The sequence below is a fragment of the Bradyrhizobium sp. ISRA442 genome (assembly GCF_038085055.1).
GTDB lineage: Bacteria > Pseudomonadota > Alphaproteobacteria > Rhizobiales > Xanthobacteraceae > Bradyrhizobium.
The window spans coordinates 1-22,940 of the sequence record NZ_JALGCN010000006.1 but is presented as its reverse complement, the minus strand read 5'-3'; the positions used below and the strand labels follow the sequence as shown (position 1 = coordinate 22,940).

The window sequence follows — 22,940 nt, the reverse complement described above, 5'->3', positions numbered from 1 at the left end:
GTGAAGATGAACGGCATTGAGACGATCATCGAAGGCGTACTCCTCGGCGGCGTCTATGCACTGTTTGCGCTTGGATTGTCGTTGATGTTCGGAATCATGCGACTGGTAAACCTCGCCCACGGCGATCTGATTGTACTTGCCGCCTATCTCATGCTGGCCCTAACCAATGCGCTCGGTTTGCCTTTGATCTTAGCCGCTTCTCTCATCATTATCGTAATGTTCGCTGTTGGCTTCCTTCTGCAGCGCCTTGTGCTGGAGCGCGTGCTCGGGGACGATATACTTCCGCCGCTGCTGGTCTCGTTCGGTCTCTCCATAATCATTCAGAATGGGCTGCTGCTCGCCTACGGCGCTGATAGCCATCGGCTTCAGGGAGGCGCGTTCGAATCCGCTTCGATTGCTTTGGGGCCGGACCTGAATATCGGTCTCGCGCCACTCACAGCTCTCTTCAGCGCAATTGCCGCGGTCGCGCTCTTGGAATTGATCTTCTATCGCACGTCGCTTGGCCGAGCGTTTCGTGCGACCGCCGACAATCCAATAGTCGCTCAACTAATGGGCATTGACGAGCGTACGGTATACGCCGTCGCCGTCGGCTTATCCTTGTCGATTTCCGTCATCGCCGCCGTGACCTTTGGTATCCGCGCGAATTTCGATCCGTCGATCGGTCCAGCACGACTTCTATATGCGTTTGAGTCGGTCATCATCGGCGGTCTTGGCAGTCTATGGGGTACGCTCGCGGGCGGCATTGTACTCGGCCTTGCACAGGCTATCGGGGCACGCATCAATCCGGAATGGCAGATTCTGGCAGGGCATTTGGCGTTCCTCGCGGTTCTGGTAATGCGCCCGCGGGGACTTTTTCCGTCGAGGCGGCAATGACTCTTGCAAGCGTTCAAGCTCCAGCTATGTCCGAAGGGACTATGACTTGTTCTCCTGTGTGGCGTGTTCAGGTCGGCACTCGGCAATCTACGATGGCCGCAATCCTTGCTGTCGTCCTCCTGGTCGCGCTTTGCGCATTGCCAGCAATTGCACCGCGAAATCTGATCCAGGATCTGATCTTCGTCTTCACAGTACTTTCGCTCGCGCAATTGTGGAATTTGTTGGCCGGTTGGGGCGGATTGGTTTCAGTGGGTCAGCAGGCATTTGTCGGTGTGGGCGCTTACTCATTGTTTGGCGCGATCCTGATCGTGGGAATGGATCCGTTGACCGCGGTGATCCTCTCTGGGGCTATCGCAGCCGTATTGGCCGCGATATTGGGGCCGTTGCTGTTTCGTCTCGAAGGACCGTACTTCGCAATCGGCAGCTGGGTGGCGGCGGAGGCTCTCCGCCTTGTCTGTGCTCAGTTTAAGCTCCTTGGAGGAGGTACCGGCATCTCGATCGCGCCGAACGAACTGTCGCAGATGATCGGATTGAAGACGGTTCAATTCCTGTTTGGCTTGCGCCCCGCAGCTGCACGGGACGTGCTGATGTATTGGTCTGCTCTTCTACTCGCCATCGGGATAACGGTAGGCATCTATTTCTTTGTACGTTCTCCCATGGGGCTTGCGCTCGCGGCCAGTCGAGACAATGCCGCAGCAGCACGCAGCGTCGGTGTCCGTACCGGCCGCATCCGCTATTTTCTCTGGATTGCTATTGCGTTTGCCACCGGCATGGTCGGAGCGCTTGTTTATTTGCAGAAGGCGCGACTCTCGCCTGATGCCGCCTTCAGCGTCACGGATTGGACGGCCTACGTGATTTTCGTCGTGGTGATCGGCGGGGTGCGTACGATCGAGGGCCCGATACTTGGCGTTCTGATCCTGTGGGCGCTCACCTTCTACCTGTCGCAGTTCGGCAGCCTCTATTTGGTTATCCTCGGCGGACTCGCCGTCTTTACCATGCTGTTTATGCCGAGAGGCGTATGGGGAGAGATTACCCAACGTTACCAGGTGCGCTTGCTCCCGACGCAGCGGGTGTTGCAACGGTTAACGTGATTGATCTCGAGACAAACCGGAGACAAAACGATGCGCTTCGTGTCAGTTGCTTTGAATGGACGGCGAGGCCTGGCTGTGGACGCCGGCGCCGGAAGATTTGTCGGACGTTACTCCGGCGACCCTGAATATCCGGGCGACCTCAACAAGCTGATCGAAGCAGGTCATGCGTGCTTATCAGCGGGCTTTAACCGACTGCTCAATGGCCCTGCGATCGACATGTCGTTGGTCCGGCACCTCCCGCCGATCGGAAACCCAGGAAAGATCATTTGCGTCGGGCTGAACTATCTCGACCATACCAGCGAGAGCGGCTTCGATCAGCCGGACTATCCAGCCTTATTCACACGTGTGAATTCGAGTCTCATCGCCCACGGTGACCCGATCGTGCGTCCATCTGCCTCGGAGCAACTGGATTACGAGGGAGAGCTTGTTGCAATCATCGGCCGATACGGCCGTCATATCCCGCAGCGAGAGGCGCTCGACTATGTCGCCGGGTACTCGATATTCAATGACGCGTCGATCCGCGACTACCAAAACAAAACGCCGCAATGGACGATCGGTAAGAATTTCGACAGTACTGGCGCATTCGGCCCCATTTTCGTAACTGCGGACGAACTGCCGCCCGGTTGCTCAGGACTAAAACTGGAAACGCGCCTCAATGGAGCGATCGTTCAGAGTGCAGCAATCGACTCGATGGTATTTGACGTCGCAACCCAGATATCAATCATCAGCGAAGCGATGACGCTGGAGCCGGGAGATTTGATTGTCACAGGAACCCCTTCCGGCGTCGGAGTGGCGCGCAAGCCGCCGTTGTGGATGAAACCAGGCGACATCTGCGAAGTCGAAATCGAAAAAATCGGCGTATTGCGAAATCCCGTCGCCGAGGAAGCCGGCCGGTAGCAAATACGGCAGTGAGGAAACATGACCCAGATCAAAAGTTATGTCCAGCCAACACGGCGAGCCGGAGAACTCGGAGTCCATTCGATCGATCATTTCAGTCTGACTGTTCCTGCGCTAAAGGATGCCGAGCGCTTCTACTCGTCATTTGGTCTTGATGTCCGCACCGAAGGAGCCGGTCTGGCGGTGAGAACTCACGGTGCTTCGCACTGCTGGGGCATCGTCACCGAAGGCTCACGGAAGAAGCTTTCTTATTTATCCTTTGGTGCATTCGCCGACGATCTTCCGAGGTTTCGCGAACGTCTGAGGTTAAACAATGTTCGCCAACTCGATCCTCCGGCCGGCTTCGAATCCGATGGGATCTGGTTTCGGGATCCAGATGGGCTTCTGATCGAGATCAGAGTCGGGGAAAAGACCTCCCCTAATGAGAAGCCCGCTTGCTTCAACGAGCAAGGTCTCGTCGGCGTGCAGAATGCCCCAAAACGTTCCACAGTCTCGCCAGTCAGACCGCGACGCTTGGCGCATATCCTGATCTTCGCATCCGACGTTTCGCGCACGATCCAGTTTTATGGATCGGTACTCGGCTTGAGACTGTCGGATCGATCAGGCGACGGGATCGCGTTCATGCACGGGATTCACGGTAGCGACCATCATCTTATTGCCCTGGCCAAGTCTACTGGTCCGGGATTGCACCACCTAAGCTGGGATGTCGAGTCCATCCATCAGATCGGCATGGGCGCCATGCAGATGGCCGACAAAGGGTTCTCGGCGGGATGGGGGCTCGGCCGCCACGTGTTGGGATCGAATTACTTTCACTACGTTCGGGATCCGTGGGGAAGTTATTCGGAGTACTCATCCGATATCGACTACATTCCCGCTAACTATGATTGGAACGCGGAAGATCACCCTGGCGAAGATGCGTTCTACGTTTGGGGACCGGTCCCTCCAGCAGATTTCGCGCTCAACTATGAGGCTGCGACCCCGTGAGCGCTGCGTGCAAGAATGCGAGCGAAGATGCTTGGCTCTCGATCGGGCGGGAGGACCAATGCTGGTGATTACACGTCAAATCAAGGCAGCGCGGTCTCTCTTGGGCTGGCAGCAATATGAGCTCGCGCTGCAGTCAGGAGTTGCGATTTCCACGGTTCGCAGACTCGAGGGTCTCGAGGATGGCCCCATTGGCGCACACTTCGAGACGATCGAAAAAATACGGAACGCTTTCGAAAAGGCTGGCATCGAGTTCATTGGCAACCCGAACCCAGGAGTTCGCTTGAAAGGAGAGTCCTCGTAAGCGGGGCAGTGCTACGTAAGTCGGCCTCAAAAGTTCAATCACTGGACAGGCCGGCAGACGATACGAACATTTACGCGGTTAGCGCGACCGTCGCGTCGTTGATTGCGCTCTGAGCGAGGAGAAGATCACCATGCGTAGTTCAAGCGACTTCAATCTTGTCAGCGTGCTCAAGAGTTTCCTCGAGACCGGAGAGGATATACTCCATCGATTCGATCAAGCATGCTCAGGCAGCGCGCAACGCGAAAGGGACGCGCCTTCCTTGGGGGCCTTGCCGTTCCCTGATGCACAGAAAAGGTATCTCCTGCCAGCGGAGCATCTGTGGGAAATGTGGAGAAGCATCGTTCTCTCGAGCTTCGGTCTCGAAGTGAAACCATCAGCAGCGGAGCGAAAGGCAGACACCCGCTTCAAGGACGCTATGTGGAGCGAGATCCCGTACTTTGAGACGCTCAAGCAGACCTATCTCGTTGGAATAAATTCTCTGCACGAACTCGTTGAACACGCGGCGGTCGATCAGCGGACGAGGATGAAGCTACGGTTCTATGCTCGCCTTTATGCGGAAGCTATCAGTCCGAGCAATTTTGCTGCGACCAATCCCGAGGTTATCCGGGAGGCTGTACGCTCCCGTGGCGAAAGCCTGATGAATGGCGTCAAGAATCTGATCGAGGATATTCAGAAAGGTCATATTACGACGACCGACGAGGGTTCATTCACAGTCGGAGGGAATCTCGCGGTCACTCCTGGTTACGTCGTGTTCGAGAACGAGCTCATCCAACTTATCCAATACGCACCCGCGACAGAAGCCGTCGGCAGTGTGCCGATCCTGATCGTGCCGCCTTGCATCAACAAGTTCTATATTTTTGACCTCACTGAGGATAACTCGTTCGTTCGTTATCTGCTCGGGCAGGGGCACTCGGTGTTCCTGATTTCCTGGCGCAATCCGGATTCGGCGCTCGGGCATCTAACGTGGGATGACTACGTCGAACTCGGCGTGCTTCAAGCCCTCAATGTTGTGGTCGAAATCGCCGGAAGTCCGAAGGCTCATGCCCTCGGATTCTGTGTTGGGGGGACTATACTTGGATGCGCTGCGGCGGTGCTCGCCGCGCAAGGAGAGGAGAAGCTTGCAAGCCTGACGTTGCTGACAACGATGCTTGATTTCGACGATACCGGAGATCTGGGCCTCTTATTAGATGAGCCATATGTGTTGGCATGCGAAGCTAAGATTGGCAAAGGCGGATTGCTGCCCGGCAAGGAGCTCGGTCTTGTCTTTTCAATGTTAAGGGCCAATGACCTTATTTGGTCGTATGTGGTGAATAACTATTTGAAGGGAGCGACCCCAGATGCCTTCGATCTACTCTACTGGAATTCTGATTCGGTAAATCTTCCAGGGCCGATGTACTGCTGGTACATCCGCAATACGTATCTTGAGAACAACATCAAAAGTCCGAACAGGACCACGCAATGTGGTGTCCGTATCGATTTGTCGCGCATCGCGGTCCCGACCTATCTGCTCGCCGCTCGCGAAGACCACATCGTTCCCTGGCGCACGGCTTACGCGACATCGCGGACAGTCGGCAAGCGTACTCGCTTCGTGCTGGCGGCAAGCGGTCATGTTGCCGGGGTGATCAATCCCCCTTCACGCAACAAGCGCAACTATTGGGTCAATGAAGAGCTCTCGCCGACAGCCGAGGCATGGCTGTCCAACGCGGAAGAGAGGTCTGGCAGTTGGTGGCCCGATTGGGACCAATGGCTGAAAAAGCAATGGTCCGGCACCAAGCCGGCTCCGACGGAATTCGGAAATGCGAGATTTCGGCCAATCGAGCCAGCGCCGGGCCGTTACGTCCGAGTAGAAACAGAATGAGCCGTTCTCGATGATGCAGCGGATGGGAGGGTTGAATGCGTGTTGCATTAGTGACTGGGGGGACCCGCGGAATTGGGGCAGCGATCTCAAAGAGCCTCCAAATGCAGGGCTTCAGAGTTGCAGCGAGCTATGCAGGCAACGATGAGATCGCTCGCAACTTCAATACACAGACGGGCATCGCGGTCTTCAGGTGGGATGTTGGAGACTACGATGCCTGCGCGGACGGAGTAGCGAGGGTTGAAGCAGAGATCGGCCCGATCGAAGTGTTGGTCAACAACGCGGGGATCACGCGTGATGGCTTTCTTCATAAAATGACGAAGAAGCAATGGTCAGATGTCATCCGCACCAATCTGGATTCCCTCTTCAATATGACGCGCCCGGTGATCGAGGGGATGCGGGCACGTTCCTGGGGACGCATCATCGTTATCTCATCGGTCAACGGACAAAAGGGCCAAATGGGGCAGGTGAATTACTCGGCCGCGAAGGCCGGTGACATCGGCTTCGTCAAGGCGCTTGCTCAAGAAAACGCCGGTAAGGGCATCACCGTCAACGCGATTTGTCCTGGATATATCGGCACGGAGATGGTGGCGGCAATCGAGCCGGAGGTACTCAAAAGCAAGATCCTGCCTCTTATCCCCCTGGGACGTCTCGGCGAACCCGAGGAGATTGGCCGTGCGGTCGCATTTCTCGCTTCCGAGCAGGCCGGCTTTATCACGGGTTCGACTATTTCTATCAATGGTGGCCAGTACATGGCGTAGATGGTCGCGCGAAGAAAGTTGTGATCGACGAAAAAGGGCGATCGGGAACAAAGCACCGCAGGAGCAGAGAATGAAAAAGGTCTATTCGGACGCGGTAGGTGCCCTCACCGGACTGTTGCGGGATGGAATGACTGTCATGGCCGGTGGCTTCGGTCTATGTGGCATTCCGGAGGTGCTTATCGAGGCAGTGCGACTTTCGGGCGTAAAGGGTTTGACCGTTGTATCGAACAACGCGGGCATTGACGGCGTTGGGCTTGGTGTTCTTCTTGATACACGACAGATCAAGAAGATGATCTCCTCTTATGTCGGTGAGAACAAAGCGTTCGCACGGCAGTATCTAGCAGGCGAGCTGGAAATTGAATTCAATCCCCAGGGAACGCTTGCGGAGCGTGTTCGCGCAGGAGGGGCCGGTATTCCGGCGTTCTACACGAAAACGGGGGTAGGCACGGTCGTCGCTGAAGGTAAGGAATTGCGCGAATTCAACGGCGAAACCTATGTGATGGAGCAAGGCATCGTTGCTGATCTCGCTCTCGTCCACGCTTGGAAGGGCGACACGGAAGGCAACCTTGTCTACCGGAAGACGGCGCGTAATTTCAATCCGGTGATGGCGACCGCTGCGAAGGTAACGGTCGCAGAGGTCGAGCATCTTGTCGACTCTGACGAGATCAATGCCGACCATGTCGTTACGCCTGGCATTTACGTTCAACGGATAGTCCATGTGCCGAATATCCGGAAACGTATAGAGCAACGCACGACGCGCGACCGGCACGCGGCCTAGGAGAGCATCATGCCCTGGAACCGCGAACAAATGGCCGCGCGGGCTGCCAAAGAACTCGGCGACGGATTCTATGTGAATCTCGGTATCGGCATTCCGACCCTGGTGGCGAATTACATTCCCGCGGGGCTTAGCGTTCAGCTTCAGAGCGAGAATGGTATGCTCGGTATGGGACCGTTTCCGTATACAGGGGAAGAAGACGCCGATCTCATCAACGCCGGCAAGCAGACGATTACGGAATTGCCGACGACGAGTTATTTCTCGAGTGCTGACAGTTTTGCGATGATTCGTGGCGGTCATGTCGATCTCTCTATCCTCGGTGCCATGCAGGTTTCAGAGAACGGCGACCTAGCGAACTGGATGATTCCCGGCAAAATGGTCAAAGGAATGGGTGGGGCTATGGACCTCGTCGCCGGCGTCAAAAAGGTCGTCGTCGTCATGGAGCACGTGGCGAAGGCCAAAGATGGCGCGCTGGATCCTAAGCTCTTGAAAGTCTGCAGTCTGCCGCTGACTGGAAAGAGCGTGGTCGACATGGTCATCACGGATCTTGGCGTCTTTTCGATTGATAAAAAGAACGGAGGGATGGCCCTTGTTGAACTCGCTCCCGGGGTGATGCTCGAGGAGATCACCGCCAAAACCGGAGCGAGCTTTCGCTCCGCGCTTGGATAAGTGGCGTAAGAGTGTCTCAGTGTCTACCTCGCTCCGCACGTGGTTCGGTAGGTTGCCGAAAGGCAACGCCCCGAAAGCCAATCTTGAAAATTCCCGCCGCACTCGATCCGTCCGACAATCCCGAACAAGATCATCGCTTGTCTAGCCGCCCCAGCAGCATGAGCATTATCAGGCCAAAGAGATGCGTAAGTCGATCAGGAACTGCGGACGCGCATCTGTGTACATCGCTCGGGTATTTCGTATCAGTCGCTCACAAGGATTGGGGTCGATATCGCGACAGCAATTCCCGGAGTAGACGTCGAGTTTTGTGAAAACCATGAATGGCTCAGTTATGAAGATTGCGATTGCCAAAGAAATCGATCCGTCGGAGCCGCGGGTTGCCGCTTCGCCTGATACGGTCAAGAAGTTCAAAGCGTTGGGCGCCGAAGTCGCGATTGAGCCGGGCGCCGGCATGAAGTCCGGCCTGCCGGATTCCGAGTTCACCGCCGCCGGTGCCACCGTCAGCGCCGATGCGCTCAAGGACGCGGATATCATCATCAAGGTGAAGCGCCCGGAGGCGTCCGAGCTTTCGCAGTACAAGCGCGGCGCGCTCGTCATCGCCATCATGGATCCCTATGGCAACGAGGTTGCGCTGAGGGCTATGGCCGATGCCGGCGTTGCTGCCTTCGCGATGGAATTGATGCCGCGCATCACCCGCGCGCAGGTGATGGACGTGCTGTCCTCGCAGGCCAACCTTGCGGGCTACCGCGCCGTGATCGAGGGCGCCGAGGCGTTCGGCCGCGCCTTCCCGATGATGATGACCGCGGCGGGCACGGTTCCCGCCGCGAAGGTGTTTGTGATGGGCGTCGGCGTCGCCGGCCTCCAGGCGATCGCGACCGCGCGCCGCCTCGGCGCGGTGGTCACCGCAACCGACGTCCGGCCCGCGACCAAGGAGCAGGTGGAATCGCTCGGTGCAAAATTCCTCGCCGTCGAGGACGAGGAGTTCAGGAACGCGCAGACCGCCGGCGGCTACGCCAAGGAAATGTCGAAAGAGTATCAGGCCAAGCAGGCCGCGCTCACCGCCGAGCACATCAAGAAGCAGGACATCGTGATCACCACCGCGCTGATTCCAGGCCGGCCGGCGCCGAAGCTCGTCAGCGCCGACATGGTCAAATCGATGAGGCCGGGTTCGGTGCTGGTCGATCTTGCTGTCGAGCGCGGCGGCAATGTCGAGGGCGCCAAGGCCGGCGAGGTCGTCGACCTCGATGGCATCAAGATCGTCGGCTACACTAACGTCGCCGGCCGCGTCGCGGCCTCGGCCTCCAGCCTCTATGCCCGCAATCTGTTCTCCTTCATCGAGACCATGATCGACAAGAAGGAGAAGAAGCTCGCCGTGAACTGGGACGACGAGCTCGTCAAGGCCAGCGCCCTCACCAAGGACGGCGCCGTGATCCACCCGAACTTCCAGCCGAAGGTTTAAGGAGACCCGTCATGGAGCATGCTGCACAGGTCGTCGACCCCTTCATCTTCCGGCTGTCGATCTTCGTCCTCGCCGTTTTCGTCGGCTATTTCGTGGTCTGGTCGGTGACGCCGGCGCTGCACACGCCGCTGATGAGCGTCACCAACGCGATCTCCTCGGTGATCGTGGTCGGCGCGCTGCTCGCGGTCGGCGTCGGCATGGTTTCGAGCGGCTCGGGCTGGGCGCGCGGCTTCGGCTTCGTTGCGCTCATCTTCGCCTGCGTGAACATTTTTGGCGGCTTCCTTGTCACCCAGCGCATGCTGGCGATGTACAAGAAGAAGTCGAAGTAAGCGGCCACCTCGGGCTGAAGGGATCAATGGGGACCTGAGATGAGCGCCAATCTCTCTGCATTCTTGTATCTCGTGGCGGGGGTGCTGTTCATCCTGTCGCTACGCGGGCTGTCGAGCCCGGCATCGTCGCGCCAGGGCAATCTGTTCGGCATGATCGGCATGGCGATCGCGGTCGCCACCACGCTTGCCAGCCATCCGCCGGCGGACGGCCTCGCCTGGGTGCTCGTCATCGTCGGTATCGCCATCGGCGGCGCGATTGGCGCGGTCGTCGCCCGCCGTGTTCCGATGACCTCGATGCCGGAGCTGGTCGCCGCCTTCCACTCGCTGGTCGGCATGGCCGCGGTGCTGGTCGCCGCCGGCGCGTTCTATGCGCCCGAGGCTTTCGATATCGGTACGCCCGGCAATATCCACACCCAGAGCCTCGTCGAAATGTCGCTCGGCGTCGCCATCGGCGCGCTGACCTTCACCGGCTCGGTGATCGCATTCCTCAAGCTGTCGGCAAGGATGAGCGGCGCTCCGATCATCCTGCCGGCCCGCCACATTATCAACATCGCGCTCGCGGTGGCGCTGGTGTTCTTCATCATCGGCCTGGTGCTGTCCGGAAGTGCATTTGACTTCTGGATGATCACCATCCTGGCGCTGGCCCTCGGCGTGCTCATGATCATCCCGATCGGCGGCGCCGACATGCCGGTCGTGATCTCGATGCTGAACTCCTACTCCGGCTGGGCCGCGGCCGGCATCGGCTTCACGCTCGGCAACTCCGCGCTGATCATCACCGGCGCGCTGGTCGGCTCCTCGGGCGCGATCCTGTCCTACATCATGTGCCACGCGATGAACCGGTCCTTCATCTCGGTCATTCTCGGCGGCTTCGGCGGCGAGACCGCCGCGGCCGGCGGCGGTACGGGCGAGCAGAAGCCCGCCAAGCTCGGCTCGGCCGACGATGCCGCCTTCATCATGAAGAACGCCTCCAAGGTCATCATCGTGCCCGGCTACGGCATGGCGGTGGCGCAGGCCCAGCACGCGCTGCACGAGATGGCCGACATCCTGAAGAAGGAAGGCGTCGAGGTGAAGTACGCCATTCACCCGGTCGCGGGTCGCATGCCGGGCCACATGAACGTGCTGCTGGCCGAAGCCAACGTCCCCTATGATGAGGTATTCGAGCTCGAAGACATCAACTCCGAATTCGCGCAGGCCGATATCGCCTTCGCGATCGGTGCCAACGACGTCACCAACCCGGCGGCCGAAGAGGACAAGACCTCACCGATCTACGGCATGCCGGTGCTCCAGGTCTGGAAGGCCGGCACGGTGATGTTCATCAAGCGCTCGCTGGCCTCCGGCTACGCCGGCATCGACAATCCGCTGTTCTACCGTGACAACACCATGATGCTGCTCGGCGACGCCAAGAAGGTCACCGAGAACATCGTCAAGGCGATGTAGTCCGACCGACCGGCCTTTGTCGCGCTTGGACCAAAGATGAGTGACCAAGCGCCAACTGTCTCTTCTAGAATGCGAATGCCTACTACCGGTTTCTGCCTGCCAAGTGTTTGCGCAGACGACGTTGAGTCGCGTCCCCCCGACTCCGGTGAAGAACTGGAGAATACTTCTGCATCTGCAGCTGCAATCTTCAGAATTCGTGCCGCGGTCTTGCCGTGCAGGCTTCTAAGCTTTTCTGCAACAGGAGACTGGCTCGATGAAAAGAGTTCTTGGAGTCTACAGCAATCCAAAGCCATATTGGCTAGGCGATGGTTTTCCCGTACGCTCATTTCTGTATTATCAAAATCAGAATCTCGGCACGCAAATCACACCATTCCTGCTCCTCCAATACGCCGGTCCGCACCACTTCGAACCTAGGACGGTCCCGCGCGGTATTGGCCCCCACCCGCATCGAGGCTTCGAAACGGTCACGATCGTTTACGACGGTGGGGTCGCACACCGAGACTCGATGGGCAACTATGGCATCATCGGTCCGGGAGACGTCGAGTGGACGACCGCCGGCCGCGGCATCATCCATGATGAGTTTCACTCGCCCCAATTCACGAAGACGGGTGGCCCCTTTCGAATGATCCAGCTCTGGATCAACTTGCCAGCAAAAGATAAGCGAGCGCGTCCGGCGTACCAATCGATCGTGTCGGCCGAGATCCCTGAAGTCGAGCTGCTTGGAAGCGATGGAAAAGTGCGGGTCATTGCCGGAGTGTTCGGCGGAAGGAGGGGCCCGGCCAAGACTTTCACCTCCATCAACGTATGGGATGTTCGATTGAACGCGGACGCTTCGGTGACCTTGGATGTTCCCGACAAACACAACAGCGCTGTCATCGTGGTCTCCGGTCGCATCAAGTTAGCAGGCTCTCGGGCAGCCAGCGAAGCCGAAATGGTGCTTCTTTCGAAGGATGGAGCGGGCGTCGCTCTACATGCAGAGAGCGATGCGGTGGTCCTCGTACTTACAGGAGAACCGATTGACGAGCCGATCGCCGGATACGGACCGGTCATTATGAACACCGAGGCCGAAATCCAGGAGGCTTTCGAAGACCTAAGATCAGGGCGTTTCGGCGGGCCTGCCAATGCGTCGCCTCTTTAAAGGCGGTGCTCCGGACAGGATTCGGCCTTGGGGAAGAGATTGGAGGTAGCATTCGAGCTGGCAGGCCACGCTTTGCGAACTCGGTGTTCGGCGTTGTCGAACCATTTTCGTGGCGCGGCCAAATCGTAATTCGATCTGGTTCTGCCGTTACACGGTGCTCGCCCTGTTGTCGCGTCAGATAACTATACGAAAATCCGCAGGAAATTACTTTGTGCATCTCTTTGGTTGTTCTGAGTCCTCCTACAACGGGACCTACCTTTGGGGGGCTACATAGGATGCACCAAGCAGTTTCGCCTGCAAACTTGCTGCATCGCAGCGGCAATGGATTTACAGAAGCACTTGTCTTTCCATCGCCATTCGCTTTGACTTGGCCCCGATCAACGGTCTGCCTTCGGGACAGTCATGGCATCGAAACCGGTATTTGGAATCGAGGACACGCACGGTATCCTGCAGCAGTTCAAGGCTGACATTCGCGGCTCAAGCGAAGGGCTTAACTGGTCTTCCGCGTTTGCCTCGGTACAACGCGAGCGGCCTTACGAGGGAAAGCTGCGTCCCATTCCCCATGGCCTCATGGTTCTGCATCGCGACGGCCCAGTCGACATCACTTATACAATCGGAGGCAAAACCTTCGCGCGCCAGGTTCACCCGGGAGGAGTCTTTTTCTTGCCGGGGGACTACGAGTGCGACGCCAACCTGATTGGGCCACTGGATTCGACGCACATCTACCTACGTTCGGATCTCTTCTGCCATCCCGAGACAGCACAAAACCTGATATGCGGCGTAGCTCCGCTCTTGGGTGAGCCGGATGCCGTGCTTCAGCATCTCGCCACCGCGATCGGCGACACTATCACAGGTCGATTGCCCGCATCGCAGTTATTCATCGAGCCGATTGCGAACGCGATCGCTAAGCGGCTAATTGCCATCAACTACAATAATTCTACGCCTGAAGTCGGAAAGACGTCGCACCATCGACTCACCTTTCGCCAGATGCAGCGTATACGCGAGTTCGTCGAAGCTAATCTTGACGCCGACATCCGACTGGAGACGCTCGCCTCGCTCTGCGGTCGCAGCAGGGTATACTTCATACGCTTGTTCAAGGCGACGACAGGCATGTCGCCTTATCAATATGTACTCAACCTGAGGGTCGAGCATGCCAAGATGCTGCTCGCTGATGATACGAAAAGCATAGCGGATATTGCATTCGCCTGCGGCTTCACGCACCAGGAGCACCTGACGCGAATTTTCCGTCGCTTCACGGGCGTGACCCCGGCCCGATTTCGGCGGATCCGATAGGACTTCGAATCTCGTGCAGAACTCGTCGCTCAGGGCGACTGTCGCTCGGCGGTCCTTTCATAACAAAGAGAGCACCTCCGAATAACAGAGAGCGCCATGAGCGTTTGAGCGGCCTTCGACTAAGAGTCTGACTGGGTGAATCGTAGCAGTCTTGCACAGCTTTCCATGCGCGAAGATTCGTCCGAGAGAGTTCTTCTTGGAACTCATGATATTTTGCGTAGTTCTTACGCTCACGCTCGACCTGCCCCAGCGGTCCTCTGCAGCCAGAAAACCGAAAGCCGCCCGATCTCGCGCTCGAGAGCTTGGAGGCGTCCTGCACACCCGCTTGTCGATATCTGCGGGGATCGCCTCGAAATCGAGGTTGCAAGCAACATTCTTCGCTCGTGGCTTTGCCGAGGCTAGAGTCGACGGAGCTTTGCCTTACCAGAGAGTCATCAAGACACGCTTAGTCCGACGGCCAGTTGCGCTGTGCTGGAGGTCGCGGCCTCGCGGCTTTATCCAGATTGATGCTCAATTCGCCTTCAGTCAGCAGACGCATCGCCATGCGGCAATCGTCCTCAAAGAGGATACTACCATTGCGCACTACCGCGACCTCAGAGTGGAGCTCATGGCTTCGGCCGGCGAGATCGCTCAATTGCACCATCGCTTGCGCCTGGCCGGATGGTTTTGTGAAAAGACGGTCAGCGAGGACCAGGGTCTGATCGGCGACGACGACATAGCGGCCGACATGCTGTGCCGAAACGCTTTCGCCTATGCGCGCGCTATCACGGCAGGGGATCGAAGTACTCAGGGCTCGAGGTGCACGCTGAAATTGGCTTGAAATACCGAAAGGCCAGATCGATCGCTAAGATCTTGTTTTCGGCCTCACCAAGATTGCCTCATCAATCTAAAGCCTGCTTCCCCAATCTGACCTGCACACTGTCGGACCGAGACTCAGGCCGGTGCAACCTTCTTTTGTGGTCCAACGACGGTGGTTCATAAAGCAGCGCCGCTGCGAAGGCGGAGATGCCCGCATTACTATAGATATGAAATACAGATTCTAGTATTTCAGATGCAAGTTATCGTATTACTGTGGTTCAACGAGCTCATATCAAGTGAAATAGAGTAATTGTGTGATTCTAGTGTTGAAACGACGCGGACTGCGTGGCGATAATTCTCGTCGTCGGATCGATCCAAAAACTCCAACTGTTCTGGACGATCTCGTGCTGGGGCCCTGGGACGGCCACGTTTTTCTTGCGACGCAAAGGGGACGTCATGAAAATCTCAGCTGGTGTTGCCGCAGCTGCGCTCATTTCAACGCTGTCGTCGGCTCATGCGTACGAATTTGGCTATCCAGGTTGGGCACAAAAGCCAGGTGTAGTGCTCGGCAACGCGGCGTCGGCGCCCCCGCCTGGCCTCTATATGTTCAATCAAGTTTTCACGTATCAATCGAACATCGTGGGGCCGGGCGCTCCCGACTTGGGAGGGAGGGCCACTCCGGTTCACGCCGCCGTTGAAGCGTCAGGTTTTCTTTGGGTGCCTGGCTGGACGTTCTTGGGCGGCACCTACGACGCCGTTATCGTGCAGCCATTTATCATGGCCGACGTCGGCTCGCCGGTGAACATCCAGCAGGCCGGCATGCACAACACGTATATCGTTCCCGCGGAATTGAGCTGGAAGTTAGGCGATAGCGGATTCTTCGTCAAAGCGGGACTAGGCATCTATGTGCCGGATGGCACTACCAAAGGTGTGAATGGACTGGATAGCGTAGGAAATCCGTGGTGGACCTTTCAGCCAGAATTCGTTGTTTCTTATCTGAAAGATGGATGGAACCTGACGGCAAATATTTTTCAAGAGGTAAATACACGAAGCAGCCTCACGAAATACAAGAGCGGCGATGTCCTGCATGCAGAGTTTACTGCGACGAAGACTATCGGAAACTGGACTTTGGGCCCTGTCGGCTACTACGCGGGCCAAATCACAAACGACCAATCCAGCTCGTTCTACGGTGGCGCAATTAATGTCAATCGCTACGACATTTGGGCGGCAGGCGCTCTGGTAGGTTACAACTTCGGACCTGCTACGCTCAACGTTTGGGCCCTCGACGAGTTCTCCTCCCGCGCAAGGGGAGGAATTGCCGTTGCCGACACGGCTACGATAACAAAGGGGTGGAGTGTTTTCGCGAGCCTGAGCTATCGGCTATGGGCTCCCGATGAAGGGACGGCGGCACCCAAGAGGCCTCACTTCAGCAAATAGGACACCTCCCAACTGAGGCGCTACAGGCGCCTCGTTTTTTTGGTGCGCGAGCTCTCGCCGCACGACGTACGCAGGCATCATGCGTAGGGTACCGCTCAGGCCAGTCTAGCCCGGCCTTTGCATTAAGGATCGTCGCTGTGAGCGCGTTGAAGATGGCATTATCCGTGTGCACAAATTTCGCTGAGGACCGCAGTGGCGCTTCGTCTATTGCATCGTCCAAACATCTCTGGTTCGCTGAAACAGGTGCGCTGCACTGCGCCTTGATGTTTTCTGAACGATTCGCAAATTGCGGATCACCTCGAGTACTGATCAGACTGGGATGGCATGAGGAGCTGGGTGCTGTCGGTCTCGAAGGCGGTTGTATCCGTCGCCCCGCTCGGTGCCTCAAATTGACAGCGAGCTCAGAATTGCTCGCCTGAGACCAGATATTGGAAGGCGCAATCGAATGCTTGAAGTCATTGCCCAGCTTGAAGAACGTCGTGCCGGCGCAAAGCTCGGCGGCGGGGAGAAGCGCATCGAGGCGCAGCACGCCCGTGGCAAGCTGACCGCGCGCGAGCGCATCGAGCTTCTGCTCGACAAGGGATCGTTCGAGGAGTTCGACATGTTCGTCGAGCACCGTTCCACCGAGTTCGGCATGGAGAAGACCAAGGTGCCCGGCGACGGCGTCGTCACCGGCTGGGGCACCGTCAATGGCCGCAAGACCTTTGTGTTCGCCAAGGACTTCACGGTGTTCGGCGGCTCGCTGTCCGAGACCCACGCGTTGAAGATCACCAAGCTTCAGGACATGGCGATGAAGGCGCGGGCGCCCATCATCGGCCTTTACGACGCCGGCGGTGCCCGCATCCAGGAGGGCGTCGCCGCGCTCGCCGGCTATTCCTATGTGTTCCGCCGCAACGTGCTCGCCTCAGGCGTGATTCCGCAGATCTCCGTCATCATGGGCCCCTGCGCCGGCGGCGACGTCTATTCGCCGGCGATGACCGACTTCATCTTCATGGTGAAGAACACCTCTTACATGTTCGTCACCGGCCCCGATGTCGTGAAGACCGTGACCAATGAGGTCGTCACCGCCGAGGAACTCGGCGGCGCCTCGGTGCACGCGACGCGCTCCTCGATCGCGGACGGTGCCTTCGAGAGCGACGTCGAGACGCTCTTGCAGATGCGGCGCCTGATCGACTTCCTGCCCTCCAACAACACTGACGGCGTGCCGGAATGGCCGAGCTTCGATGACATCGAGCGGGTCGACATGTCGCTCGACACGCTGATCCCCGACAATCCGAACAAGCCCTATGACATGAAGGAGCTAATCCTCAAGGTCGTGGACGAGGGTGACTTCTTCGAGATCGCGGAAGCCTTCGCCAAGAACATCGTCACCGGGTTTGGCCGCATTGCGGGGCGCACGGTCGGCTTCGTCGCCAACCAGCCGATGGTGCTCGGCGGCGTGCTCGACAGCGACGCCTCGCGCAAAGCGGCGCGCTTCGTCCGCTTCTGCGACGCCTTCAACATCCCGATCGTCACCTTCGTCGACGTGCCGGGCTTCCTGCCAGGGACCGCGCAGGAATATGGCGGCCTGATCAAGCACGGCGCCAAGCTCTTGTTCGCGTACTCGCAGTGCACCGTGCCGCTGGTCACCATCATTACCCGCAAGGCCTATGGCGGCGCCTTCGACGTCATGGCCTCCAAGGAGATCGGCGCCGACATGAACTACGCCTGGCCGACCGCCCAGATCGCGGTGATGGGCGCCAAGGGCGCGGTCGAGATCATCTTCCGCTCCGACCTCGGCGATCCCGAGAAAATCGCCGCCCGCACCGAGGAATACGAAGACCGGTTCCTGTCGCCCTTCATCGCCGCCGAGCGCGGCTATATCGACGACGTCATCATGCCGCATTCGACGCGGAAGCGGATCGCGCGGGCGCTGGCGATGCTGAAGGACAAGAGGGTGGAGGCCCCGGTCAAGAAGCACGACAATTTGCCCTTGTGAGAATAACAGTGCTTAAGAAGATTCTGATCGCCAACCGCGGCGAAATCGCCTGCCGGGTCATCAAGACCGCCCGCAAGATGGGAATTCAGACGGTTGCGGTCTATTCCGAGGCCGACCGCGATGCCCTCCATGTCGAGATGGCCGATGAGGCGGTGCTGATCGGCCCGCCGGCTGCGGCCGAGAGCTACCTGGTGATCGAGAAGATCGTCGAGGCCTGCCGCAAGACCGGCGCCGAAGCGGTCCATCCCGGCTACGGCTTCCTGTCCGAGCGCGAGGCGTTTCCGCGCGCGCTGGAGGCGGCCGGCATCGTCTTCATCGGTCCGAACCCCGGCGCGATCGCTGCGATGGGCGACAAGATCGAGTCCAAGAAGGCCGCGGCGAAGGCCAAGGTCTCGACCGTGCCCGGCTATCTCGGCGTCATCGAGGACGACAAGCATGCGGTCAGGATCGCCGACGAGATCGGCTATCCCGTGATGATCAAGGCCTCCGCCGGCGGCGGCGGCAAAGGCATGCGCATCGCGCATTCGAAGGCCGAGGTCGCCGAGGGCTTCAACCTGGCCAAGGCCGAGGCCAAGGCCTCGTTCGGCGACGATCGCGTTTTCGTCGAAAAATTCATCGTCGATCCCCGCCACATCGAGATCCAGGTGCTGGGCGACAAGCATGGCAACGTGATCCATCTCGGCGAGCGCGAATGCTCGATCCAGCGCCGCAACCAGAAGGTCATCGAGGAGGCGCCGTCGCCGCTGCTCGACGAAGCCACCCGCCGCAAGATGGGTGAGCAGGCGATCGCGCTGGCGAAAGCCGTGAACTACGATTCCGCTGGCACCGTCGAGTTCGTCGCAGGGCAGGACAAGAGCTTCTACTTCCTGGAGATGAACACGCGCCTCCAGGTCGAGCATCCCGTCACCGAGCTCGTCACCGGCACCGATCTCGTCGAGCAGATGATCCGCGTCGCCGCCGGCGAGAAGCTCGCCATCGCGCAGAAGGACGTCACGCTCACCGGCTGGGCTGTGGAATCGCGCCTCTATGCCGAAGACCCGTTCCGCAATTTCCTGCCTTCGATCGGACGGCTTGTGAAGTACCGCCCGCCGGCGGAAGCCAGCAAGGACGGCATCACGGTCCGCAACGATACCGGCGTGCAGGAGGGCGGCGAGATCTCGATCCACTACGATCCGATGATCGCAAAGCTCGTCACGCATGCGCCCTCGCGCGCGGCCGCGATCGAAGCGCAGGCGACCGCACTCGACGCGTTCTATATCGACGGCATCCGTCACAACATCCCGTTCCTGTCGGCCTTGATGCATCATCCGCGCTGGCGCGAGGGCCGGCTGTCGACCGGCTTCATCGCCGAGGAATTCCCCAAGGGCTTTGCCGTGCGCGTGCCCGAGGGCGAGGTCGCGCGGCGGATCGCCACGGTTGGCGCTGCCATCGATCACGTGCTCGGGGAGCGCAAGCGGCAGATCTCGGGCCAAATGGGTGGGCGCGTCGTGCAGCGCGAGCGCCGCCGCGCGGTGTGGCTCGACCGCCAGGAGATCTCGCTCGAGGTCGGCCGCGAGGGCGATGCAATCGCGATCCGCTTCGTTGACGCCGAGGGCAAGGTCGGCAACCCGCAGCTGTTGCAGTCGCCGTGGAAGCCGGGCGATCCGGTCTGGCAGGGCACAGTCGACGACCACCTCATTGCGGTGCAGGTGCGCCCGATTGCCAACGGCGTCCGTCTTGCGCATCAGGGCGTCGACGTGCCGGTCTATGTCTGGACCGAATCTGAGGCGGCTTCCGCGCGGCTGATGCCGGTAACGACGGCGTCCGATAGCGGCAAGAAATTGCTCTGCCCGATGCCCGGCCTGATCGTCTCGATCGCGGTGAGCGAAGGGCAGGAGGTCAAGGCCGGCGAGACGCTCGCGGTCGTCGAAGCCATGAAGATGCAGAACGTGCTGCGCGCCGAGCAGGACGGCACCGTGAAGAAGATCCACGCCATCGTCGGCGCGACGCTCGCCGTGGACGCGCTGATCTTGGAGTTTGCTTAGAGTGCCACCAGAGCCGCCGTGTCTACCTAATCATCGGGTTGCTGACGACTGTCAGGTTTCGGATCGTATTAGTGAGGGCTGAGATGAGTTCGTCTGATCTGTCGCTGGCGGCTGAGTTTCGGCAATCGCAGTATGACGACTGGCGCAAGCTGGTCAACGAGGTGCTGAAAGGAGCGCCGTTCGAGAGGCTGATCAATAAGACCTACGATGGGCTCGCGATGGATCCCTTGTACGAGCGGGCTCAGGATTTCGTACCGCTGGTAGGGCGCCCGGCCGCGGCGCCTTGGCAGATCGTGCAACGGATCGACCACCCGGACCCGGCGATGGCCAATGCGCAGGCACTTCAGGATCTGAAGAATGGGGCGACAGGCCTATCGCTCGTTTTCGCGGGAGGCAATGGCAGCCACGGCTTCGGTCTGGATCAAACGGCCAGCGTGGTCGCACGAGCATTGAAGGACGTTCACCTGGATGCTGGCATCGGCATCGAACTTCAGGTTGGCAAGCACTCGCGCAAGGCCGCAATTCACGTTGCCGAGTATGTAGATGCAGTTGGTCTCGATCCCGGGGCCTGCGACATCCGCTTCGGGCTCGATCCCTTAGGCGCGTGCGCAGTCCAGGGCCAAAGCTCATATACTTGGGACGAAATTGCACGGTCCGTGACCAGCGTGGTCAACGGGCTTGTAGCGCTCGGCTTCAGGGGGCCCTTCGCCTCAAGCGATGGGCGGGTAATCCACAATTCCGGCGGATCGGAAGTGCAGGAGCTCGCCTTCGTGCTTGCCTCCAGCGTCGCATATTTGCACGCTATGGAGGCCGCCCGCATTCCACTGGAGCAGGCGCAAGGCGGCATCTATGCGCGGCTTGCCGCAGATGCCGACCAGTTCCTGACGATGGCAAAATTCCGCGCCCTGCGACTGCTCTGGGCGCGCATTGAGCAGGCCTGCGGCCTAACGCCGAAGCCGCTGTTTATCGCCGCCGAGACTGCCTGGCGGATGCTGACGCAGCGCGACCCTTACGTGAACATGCTGCGCGCGACCATCGCGACATTTGCCGCAGGCGTCGCCGGCGCCAACGCGATCACCGTACTACCGCATACGCTGGCGCTCGGGCTACCCGATCCGTTCGCGCGGCGCGTGGCGCGCAACACGCAGCTTTTGCTGCTGGAAGAGAGCAACCTCGCCAAGGTCAGCGATCCCGCCGCCGGCGCCGGCGGCATCGAGACGCTGACGGCGCAGCTCTGCGACGCAGCCTGGGCGCTGTTCCAGGAGAGCGAGAAGGCCGGTGGCGCCTTCGCAGCACTTCAGCAGGGACTGTTCCAGGGGAAGGTCGCGGCGACGCGAAATGCGCGCGCGGCCAACATCGCCAAGCGACGCGAAGTCCTGACCGGCGCCAGCGAGTTTCCGAACCTGAATGAGAGCGAGACGGCGGTGCTGAAGACGACGCCCGTCGCGCTCGCGCCTTGTGGCGAGGCCAAATACAAATTCGATGCCCTCGCGCCGATCCGGCTGGCGCAACCGTTCGAAGAGCTGCGCGACAAATCCGATGCGGCGCTGAAGGCGCGCGGCACGCGGCCCAGCGTGTTCCTAGCCAATCTCGGCACGCCTGCCGATTTCACGGCGCGCGCGACCTTTGCGAAAAGCTTCTTCGAGGCCGGCGGCATCCAGGCCGTCGAGAGCGAAGGCTTTGCCGATCCGGCCGAGCTGGTGGCCGCCTTCAAGGCCTCCGGCGCTGCGCTGGCCTGCCTCTGTTCCAGCGACAAGGTCTATGCCGGTCAGGCGGAACCGGCCGCCCGGGCGCTGCAAACGGTGGGCGGCCGCCATATCTATCTGGCAGGCCGCCCGACCGATGGCGAGGCGGCGCTGCGCGCGGCCGGCGTCACGGGCTTTGTCTTCGCCGGAGGCGACGCGCTTGCGACGCTGCAAGACGCCTATCGACGGATGGAGCAGCCATGACTGAAACCGGCAAACCCGTTCTCACCGGCGGCTGCCAATGCGGTGCCGTGCGCTTTGCAGTCATGACGGCACCGACCAGGATTTCGATCTGCCATTGCCGGATGTGCCAGAAGGCGAGCGGCGCGCCGTTCGCCTCCTTTGCCGATATCAACAAGACGGACTTTGCCTGGACGAAGGGACAGCCCTCATTCTTCCGCTCTTCCACCATCGCCGAGCGTGGCTTTTGCGCCGGCTGCGGCACGCCACTGAGTTTTGGCCGCATCGACGGCGACCGGATCGAGATCATGACCGGTACCTTCGACCACCCCGACCGCGTCATCCCGACGCGGCAGTTCGGCACCGAATCCCGCCTCGGCTGGGTGGTCGGCATCGCCAACCTGCCGAGCCAGACCACGCAGCAGAATTACGGACCGGAGAAGATGGCGACCATCGTCAGCTATCAGCATCCGGATCATGATTGAGTGCTTTTGATATGATTGAAGCCATGAGCCGCATTCCCAATTTCGCCGACGTCGCCTTCGACCGGACCGCCCCCGCTGCGCCAGCCGGCAGCGCCGAGCCGTGGCTGACGCCCGAGGGCATTCTGGTGAAGCCCGTCTATGGCGAGGCGGATCTCGCCGGGCTCGATTTCCTCGAGACCTATCCGGGCATCGCGCCGTTCCTGCGCGGGCCCTACCCGACCATGTACGTCAACCAGCCCTGGACCGTCAGGCAATATGCCGGCTTCTCGACGGCTGAGGATTCCAACGCGTTCTATCGCCGCAACCTCGCGGCGGGGCAGAAAGGCCTCTCGGTCGCCTTCGATCTCGCCACCCATCGCGGCTATGACTCTGATCATCCGCGCGTCGGCGGCGACGTCGGCATGGCCGGCGTTGCGATCGATTCCATCTAC

General features: G+C 59.5%; 21 protein-coding genes. 20 read left to right on the top strand and 1 reads right to left on the bottom strand.

Annotated features, from left to right (window positions below; genetic code table 11):
• The first annotated feature begins 6 nt into the window (after positions 1-6).
• The 14 genes from MTR72_RS14745 (at position 7) to MTR72_RS14680 (ending at position 13,862) form a co-directional block, all read left to right on the top strand.
• Complete coding sequence (locus MTR72_RS14745) at positions 7-873, top strand: branched-chain amino acid ABC transporter permease (protein WP_280969068.1); 867 nt, start codon at positions 7-9, stop codon at positions 871-873.
• Between the two features lie 92 nt (positions 874-965).
• Positions 966-1,964, top strand: a complete 999-nt coding sequence (locus MTR72_RS14740; protein WP_280969069.1) for a branched-chain amino acid ABC transporter permease — start codon at positions 966-968, stop codon at positions 1,962-1,964.
• Positions 1,965-1,994: 30 nt separating this feature from the next.
• On the top strand, positions 1,995-2,861 hold the full coding sequence (locus MTR72_RS14735; RefSeq protein WP_280969070.1) for a fumarylacetoacetate hydrolase family protein: 867 nt from the start codon (positions 1,995-1,997) through the stop codon (positions 2,859-2,861).
• 21 nt (positions 2,862-2,882) lie between these two features.
• Complete coding sequence (locus MTR72_RS14730; RefSeq protein ID WP_280969071.1) at positions 2,883-3,845, top strand: VOC family protein; 963 nt, start codon at positions 2,883-2,885, stop codon at positions 3,843-3,845.
• A 58-nt stretch (positions 3,846-3,903) separates the two neighbouring features.
• Positions 3,904-4,146: a helix-turn-helix domain-containing protein gene (locus tag MTR72_RS14725; RefSeq protein ID WP_280969072.1), complete on the top strand. Its 243-nt coding sequence runs from the start codon at positions 3,904-3,906 to the stop codon at positions 4,144-4,146.
• 130 nt (positions 4,147-4,276) lie between these two features.
• Complete coding sequence (locus MTR72_RS14720; RefSeq protein WP_280969073.1) at positions 4,277-6,004, top strand: PHA/PHB synthase family protein; 1,728 nt, start codon at positions 4,277-4,279, stop codon at positions 6,002-6,004.
• Positions 6,005-6,039: 35 nt separating this feature from the next.
• Positions 6,040-6,762, top strand: coding sequence for an acetoacetyl-CoA reductase (gene phbB, locus MTR72_RS14715; protein WP_280969074.1), 723 nt, complete (start codon positions 6,040-6,042; stop codon positions 6,760-6,762).
• A gap of 70 nt (positions 6,763-6,832) precedes the next feature.
• Positions 6,833-7,540: a CoA transferase subunit A gene (locus tag MTR72_RS14710; RefSeq protein ID WP_341510440.1), complete on the top strand. Its 708-nt coding sequence runs from the start codon at positions 6,833-6,835 to the stop codon at positions 7,538-7,540.
• Positions 7,541-7,549: 9 nt separating this feature from the next.
• On the top strand, positions 7,550-8,206 hold the full coding sequence (locus tag MTR72_RS14705; protein ID WP_280969075.1) for a 3-oxoacid CoA-transferase subunit B: 657 nt from the start codon (positions 7,550-7,552) through the stop codon (positions 8,204-8,206).
• A gap of 331 nt (positions 8,207-8,537) precedes the next feature.
• Complete coding sequence (locus MTR72_RS14700) at positions 8,538-9,665, top strand: Re/Si-specific NAD(P)(+) transhydrogenase subunit alpha (protein WP_341510630.1); 1,128 nt, start codon at positions 8,538-8,540, stop codon at positions 9,663-9,665.
• Positions 9,666-9,676: 11 nt separating this feature from the next.
• On the top strand, positions 9,677-9,994 hold the full coding sequence (locus tag MTR72_RS14695) for a proton-translocating transhydrogenase family protein (protein ID WP_024337650.1): 318 nt from the start codon (positions 9,677-9,679) through the stop codon (positions 9,992-9,994).
• Positions 9,995-10,033: 39 nt separating this feature from the next.
• Positions 10,034-11,431: an NAD(P)(+) transhydrogenase (Re/Si-specific) subunit beta gene (locus MTR72_RS14690; protein WP_280969077.1), complete on the top strand. Its 1,398-nt coding sequence runs from the start codon at positions 10,034-10,036 to the stop codon at positions 11,429-11,431.
• A gap of 253 nt (positions 11,432-11,684) precedes the next feature.
• On the top strand, positions 11,685-12,569 hold the full coding sequence (locus MTR72_RS14685) for a pirin family protein (protein WP_280969078.1): 885 nt from the start codon (positions 11,685-11,687) through the stop codon (positions 12,567-12,569).
• A 402-nt stretch (positions 12,570-12,971) separates the two neighbouring features.
• Positions 12,972-13,862 carry a helix-turn-helix domain-containing protein gene (locus MTR72_RS14680; protein ID WP_280969079.1) on the top strand — a complete coding sequence of 297 codons (891 nt, stop codon included), beginning with the start codon at positions 12,972-12,974 and terminating at the stop codon, positions 13,860-13,862.
• 445 nt (positions 13,863-14,307) lie between these two features.
• Here the strand turns inward: MTR72_RS14680 and MTR72_RS40345 are convergent, their stop codons facing one another.
• Positions 14,308-14,556 carry a hypothetical protein gene (locus MTR72_RS40345; RefSeq protein ID WP_445819589.1) on the bottom strand — a complete coding sequence of 83 codons (249 nt, stop codon included), beginning with the start codon at positions 14,554-14,556 and terminating at the stop codon, positions 14,308-14,310.
• A gap of 560 nt (positions 14,557-15,116) precedes the next feature.
• On the opposite strand from MTR72_RS40345, the gene MTR72_RS14670 reads away from it, so the two are divergent.
• From MTR72_RS14670 to MTR72_RS14645, 6 genes are all read left to right on the top strand, one after another.
• Entirely contained in the window at positions 15,117-16,097 is a 981-nt protein-coding gene (locus MTR72_RS14670) for a SphA family protein (RefSeq protein ID WP_280969081.1), read from the top strand.
• 445 nt (positions 16,098-16,542) lie between these two features.
• Positions 16,543-18,075, top strand: coding sequence for an acyl-CoA carboxylase subunit beta (locus MTR72_RS14665; protein WP_341510438.1), 1,533 nt, complete (start codon positions 16,543-16,545; stop codon positions 18,073-18,075).
• A gap of 8 nt (positions 18,076-18,083) precedes the next feature.
• The gene (locus tag MTR72_RS14660; RefSeq protein ID WP_341510437.1) at positions 18,084-20,099 is read left to right on the top strand and encodes an acetyl/propionyl/methylcrotonyl-CoA carboxylase subunit alpha; all 2,016 of its coding nucleotides are present in this window, start codon (positions 18,084-18,086) and stop codon (positions 20,097-20,099) included.
• Between the two features lie 83 nt (positions 20,100-20,182).
• A complete protein-coding gene (locus MTR72_RS14655) occupies positions 20,183-22,048 on the top strand; it encodes a methylmalonyl-CoA mutase family protein (protein WP_280969084.1) in 1,866 nt (621 codons plus the stop codon).
• Positions 22,045-22,509: a GFA family protein gene (locus MTR72_RS14650; protein WP_122404163.1), complete on the top strand. Its 465-nt coding sequence runs from the start codon at positions 22,045-22,047 to the stop codon at positions 22,507-22,509. Before MTR72_RS14655 ends, MTR72_RS14650 begins: the two co-directional genes overlap by 4 nt.
• A 23-nt stretch (positions 22,510-22,532) precedes the next feature.
• Positions 22,533-22,940, top strand: a 408-nt coding sequence (locus tag MTR72_RS14645) for a methylmalonyl-CoA mutase family protein (RefSeq protein ID WP_341510436.1), incomplete at its 3' end; no start/stop codon positions are given.

Bases quoted from the DNA above. Each gene is read 5' to 3' on its own strand.
- MTR72_RS14695 (WP_024337650.1), top strand. From the start codon at position 9,677: ATGGAGCATGCTGCACAGGTCGTCGACCCCTTCATCTTCCGGCTGTCG.
- MTR72_RS14745 (WP_280969068.1), top strand. From the start codon at position 7: ATGAACGGCATTGAGACGATCATCGAAGGCGTACTCCTCGGCGGCGTC.
- MTR72_RS14735 (WP_280969070.1), top strand. From the start codon at position 1,995: ATGCGCTTCGTGTCAGTTGCTTTGAATGGACGGCGAGGCCTGGCTGTG.
- MTR72_RS14665 (WP_341510438.1), top strand. From the start codon at position 16,543: ATGCTTGAAGTCATTGCCCAGCTTGAAGAACGTCGTGCCGGCGCAAAG.
- MTR72_RS14690 (WP_280969077.1), top strand. From the start codon at position 10,034: ATGAGCGCCAATCTCTCTGCATTCTTGTATCTCGTGGCGGGGGTGCTG.
- MTR72_RS14730 (WP_280969071.1), top strand. From the start codon at position 2,883: ATGACCCAGATCAAAAGTTATGTCCAGCCAACACGGCGAGCCGGAGAA.
- MTR72_RS14655 (WP_280969084.1), top strand. From the start codon at position 20,183: ATGAGTTCGTCTGATCTGTCGCTGGCGGCTGAGTTTCGGCAATCGCAG.
- MTR72_RS14680 (WP_280969079.1), top strand. From the start codon at position 12,972: ATGGCATCGAAACCGGTATTTGGAATCGAGGACACGCACGGTATCCTG.
- MTR72_RS14650 (WP_122404163.1), top strand. From the start codon at position 22,045: ATGACTGAAACCGGCAAACCCGTTCTCACCGGCGGCTGCCAATGCGGT.
- phbB (WP_280969074.1), top strand. From the start codon at position 6,040: ATGCGTGTTGCATTAGTGACTGGGGGGACCCGCGGAATTGGGGCAGCG.
- MTR72_RS14700 (WP_341510630.1), top strand. From the start codon at position 8,538: ATGAAGATTGCGATTGCCAAAGAAATCGATCCGTCGGAGCCGCGGGTT.
- MTR72_RS14705 (WP_280969075.1), top strand. From the start codon at position 7,550: ATGCCCTGGAACCGCGAACAAATGGCCGCGCGGGCTGCCAAAGAACTC.
- MTR72_RS14710 (WP_341510440.1), top strand. From the start codon at position 6,833: ATGAAAAAGGTCTATTCGGACGCGGTAGGTGCCCTCACCGGACTGTTG.
- MTR72_RS14720 (WP_280969073.1), top strand. From the start codon at position 4,277: ATGCGTAGTTCAAGCGACTTCAATCTTGTCAGCGTGCTCAAGAGTTTC.
- MTR72_RS14725 (WP_280969072.1), top strand. From the start codon at position 3,904: ATGCTGGTGATTACACGTCAAATCAAGGCAGCGCGGTCTCTCTTGGGC.
- MTR72_RS14670 (WP_280969081.1), top strand. From the start codon at position 15,117: ATGAAAATCTCAGCTGGTGTTGCCGCAGCTGCGCTCATTTCAACGCTG.
- MTR72_RS14740 (WP_280969069.1), top strand. From the start codon at position 966: ATGGCCGCAATCCTTGCTGTCGTCCTCCTGGTCGCGCTTTGCGCATTG.
- MTR72_RS14685 (WP_280969078.1), top strand. From the start codon at position 11,685: ATGAAAAGAGTTCTTGGAGTCTACAGCAATCCAAAGCCATATTGGCTA.